The sequence below is a fragment of the Mesorhizobium sp. M2A.F.Ca.ET.067.02.1.1 genome (assembly GCF_004023285.1).
Lineage (GTDB): Bacteria > Pseudomonadota > Alphaproteobacteria > Rhizobiales > Rhizobiaceae > Mesorhizobium.
In genome coordinates this window covers 1-1,315 of sequence record NZ_RZSB01001114.1, presented here as the reverse complement: position 1 = coordinate 1,315, position 1,315 = coordinate 1, and the positions used below count along the sequence as shown (strand labels likewise).

1 protein-coding gene and 1 pseudogene are annotated in these 1,315 nt (G+C 66.8%); both read left to right on the top strand.

Annotated features, from left to right (window positions below; all coding sequences use genetic code 11):
- A pseudogene (locus EOA28_RS35935) lies at positions 1-415 on the top strand (proton-conducting membrane transporter); the annotation flags it as partial.
- 152 nt (positions 416-567) lie between these two features.
- A partial coding sequence (locus tag EOA28_RS35930; RefSeq protein WP_128315852.1) for a chorismate-binding protein occupies positions 568-1,315 on the top strand: 748 nt, incomplete at its 3' end.

The following is a 1,315-nucleotide window of genomic DNA, read 5'->3' as shown; positions in this document are numbered from 1 at the left end:
GACATCGGCAGCGGCAAAGGCCGCGCCGGCGAAGCCCGCCGCCGCGAAGAAGCCGGCGGTCACGAAAACTGCGGCAGCGAAGCCCGCGGCCAAGGCAGCCGCGCCGAAGAAGGCGGCGGCTCCCGCCAAGAAAGCTGCCGCGCCAAAAGCCGCGGCCGCCAAAGCCGACAATCTGCGCCGCCTCATCGGCATCGGCCCGGTCAACGAGAGGCTGCTCAAGGGCCTGGGCGTCACCACCTATGCCCAGATCGCCGCCTGGACCGACGCCGACGTCAAACGCATCGAGGAGGTGCTCAATTTCGACGGCCGCATCGCGCGCGAGAAATGGATCGAGCAGGCGAAATTGCTGGCCGCCGGCGACGAGGCCGGGTTCGCGCGCCAGTTCCCGACAGCCGGTACCGTAAGCAACACCTGAATATCCGTCTGGTTGGTACGAGGCGGCGCCGGCATGGGGCGCCGTCTTTATTTTGGCCAGCCGCCTTTGCGTCGCTCGACGCCGTTCCCTCGATTGCGCGTCCCCGGGCCCCCATATAGACCGGTCGACTGAATTGTCCGCTTCCGAGGCTCATGCCCCTGCCCGCAGCCATATTCCGCAATGACGAGAGCGCGCGTCAGCTGGTGTTCGACCGGCCGCACGAGGTCATTCTCGCGCGCACTGCGGAGGAGTTCGCGCCGGCGCTCGAGCGAGCCCAGGCTGCTTCCGACGCCGGCAAATGGCTGGCAGGCTATTTCTCCTACGAGGCCGGCTACCTGCTCGAGCCTAAACTGGTGCCGCTGCTGCCCGAAGGCCGCCGCGCGCCGCTGATCTGTCTCGGCGTCTTCGATGCGCCCGTCGAACAGGCCGTGCCGCAAAATGCCGGGCCCGCCAGCAACGGCCCGATTTTCGATGCGAGGGCGACATGGTCGGCCGAGGATTATGCCGGCCGTTTCGCGCGCCTTCACAGTCACATCCGCAAGGGTGACTGCTACCAGGGCAACCTTACCTTCCCGGTCCATGCGCAATGGTCCGGCGATCCGCTTGCCGCCTTCGACGCGCTGACCGAGCGCCAGCCGGTCAAATATGGCGCGCTGGTCTCGCTTGGCGATCCGGTCGTTCTGTCGCGCTCGCCCGAACTGTTTTTCGAGATCGACGCCGACGGCATGATCGAGACGCACCCGATGAAGGGCACGGCGCCGCGCGGCGCGACCAAGGCCGAGGACGCGCGGCTGAAGGCCTTCCTGCGCAACGACGAGAAGAACCAGGCCGAGAACCGCATGATCGTCGATCTTTTGCGCAACGACATCTCGCTGATCAGCGAGGTGGGTACGCTGGACG